General features: G+C 42.3%; 1 protein-coding gene and 1 pseudogene. Both read right to left on the reverse strand.

Annotation, left to right across the window (positions count from 1 at the left end; all coding sequences use genetic code 11):
- Nucleotides 1-1,431, reverse strand: a pseudogene (locus tag RMX98_RS36150) (hypothetical protein); the annotation flags it as partial.
- A 157-nt stretch (nucleotides 1,432-1,588) separates the two neighbouring features.
- Nucleotides 1,589-2,533 (reverse strand): ATP-binding protein (locus RMX98_RS36155; RefSeq protein ID WP_409881978.1); only part of this gene is annotated, 945 nt, incomplete at its 5' end.

Genomic DNA, 2,533 nt, shown 5'->3' on the forward strand with positions numbered 1-2,533 from the left:
AAGCTTAGTTGACTGTAATCTACCAGCACCAATAAACGCCCGTAAACCAAACTGCTGTTCAACAGACTGCTGGTGTTGTTTGATGTTATATGCTTTGAGATATTCCTTTTGCTCAAAGTAAAGCCGTTGCAAGTAACTGAGAATATTCAGGTGTTGTCTTAAATCCAATAGGGGACTAACACCATCTCTTGCAACTTCTAAATTTGCAATTGCTGAAGAAATTTCGCCTAATTGATATTCAGCCTGCGCCAAAATATACTTGTAAAGACTAGAATCATGTACAATCACAGACTCTTGTGGAAGTTGTGATCCTACTCCGTCCATATTTATTAATTCACGATTAGGAATTGCTGACAAGACAGTTAGAGCCTGCTGTGCATACAGCTTGGCCTCACGCCAGTGCGCTCGTGCCAGTGCTACTTGTGCTAAAAAACTATAATCCTTAGCTAATTCGATGGGCTGATTTATAGCTTGATGTATCTCTAAATCCTGCTGTGCTAATGACTCTAACTTATCCCACTCTTTCAAATCCCGTAGAATATTCCCAAATTTCACGAAAGAACTGGCTACAAAATCTGGTTTTTGAGCTTCGTTGAGAAAGTTAATATATTCTTCAGCAGATTGCCGAGTAGCTTGCCAATCTGAATGATTAATATCTGATTTTTTTAAAGCTTTGAGATAATGGCAAAAAGCAATTTCACTTAAAATCTTGTTCTGTTTAACTAGATTATGTAGCTGTTCCCAAATAATTTTAGCTTGTTGATAAAATTCTAAAGCAGCATCTAGCTGATTATTCAGTTGTTTTACTAACCCAAGCAATGATGCTAAATTAGCTTCAATCTCAAGATCATCCGTTTGTAACTCTCTTTGCGCTGCTGCTAATTCTGATTCAAGTAACAGTGAATCATTTAAATTCAAATTTAAAGTATTACTAAAATATTTATCAGCCAGTTGTTTAATGAATTGGGTTAAATCAGGCTGCGCGATCGCAAAACTTCTGCTAGTTCCCCAGCTTTCCAAGTCAGGAGCAATCTCCATGATCGTGTGGTGGATTTCTTCGCTAATCCACACGACTACGGGAATAGACAAGTTTTTGCGAAATTCTTCGCGTACCTGATTAGCACTTGTCAACATCTGCGGTAAATCATGCAGTGATTCCCAGCTCACAATCATCAGTGCTTGGGTATCTGGCTGTAATTTTTCACGGATTGCAGTAAAAAGCGTTCTTTCCGATTCTTTGATCTGCAATACCTGAATCTTAATTTTAGAGATTTCGCTTAACCTTTCTATCAAGCGAGTCCGTAAATCGCTGTAATTGCACCGCGCCCAAATCAGCTTAAATTGTCCCACCGAAGCCTGAAGCGTCCAAGCTAGCTGTTGGAGCGATCGCTCATAATCCTGTGGTTCATTTACTGGATGCTGTGTACTCATACAGTTTCAATCAAAAAGATGGGGAAAGAGGAAAGGGAAAGGAAACCAGTTAATTAAAAAACAGGGGTTTCAGGTAGTTATATGCTGATTCTTCTATTTACAAGACGGTAAAAGCGAATTGATATTACCCTTTCCCCTTCTCTAGTGAACTGCTCCCTTAATTACTTAACTCGCTTGCCTCTGCCAAAATCGGATTGACATCAAACCAAGATTCACCCCCATCTCGATATTCAAACACAAATCTACTACGGATTAGCTTTTGGTATCCTTGGTCATCGCTGACTTTCTTCCTTTGCTTAACATAACGCAGCAATTCCCACTCCGAATCTGAAATCGGCATTGCCATCTCATTGCGACGTGCGCGAATCACCTGCTCTAATGTCTTACGCGAGAGGGGAAACCTCATTTCCTCCTGAATCCAAGTATTGAGCAACCTGAGCAAGTCTCGCACATGACCACCGCTCAAACTGCATAGCCGCAAGAGCGTTTCTGCACTGTCGAAGATTTCACTAATCTGGTCTAAACGCTCCTCTGGTTGCAAATCGGGAAATGCCCTTGCCAGTACCATCTGCTTTATCAGCGCCATCCCTTGCTGATGCACACTGCCGTCTGGCCATTGCACTGGAACCATCGGCAGTACCTTCGGGTCTTCTGGGAAACGCTGGGTCAACGTTCCATAGTCATTAGAGAATTTCAACGATAGCGGCATTGTGAAAATTAAATGGCAGTTCAGCTTTGTCAAAAACTCCCCCTGATCCACAAACAGATATTCTTGCTGCGGACGACCCCACGCCTTAATCCGGTTATCTATGCGGTCGAGGTTATCGACTATCACCACCAATCCTTTTTTACCCTGCTGCTTTAGTTTAGCGATCGCTGGCTCTAGGAGTTCTCGATTAATCGCCTCCAGCAGTCTGGTCTTCTGTGGCCCCAGGTATTGGTTAAGCTTCTCCCGCAGTTGAGGGTCACTTTTCGTCTTGGTTGTGATTTCACCAATTCCCAGTGCTAGGGAGAATTTCTCTTTTTCTGTGGAGAAGCCAACATCTCCGGCTGGGGTTTTTACCTTAAACCCCGTCACTTCTGAATCTAGCGCTCTCAATGC

The organism is Nostoc sp. DedQUE02 (assembly GCF_034531035.1).
Lineage (GTDB): Bacteria > Cyanobacteriota > Cyanobacteriia > Cyanobacteriales > Nostocaceae > Nostoc.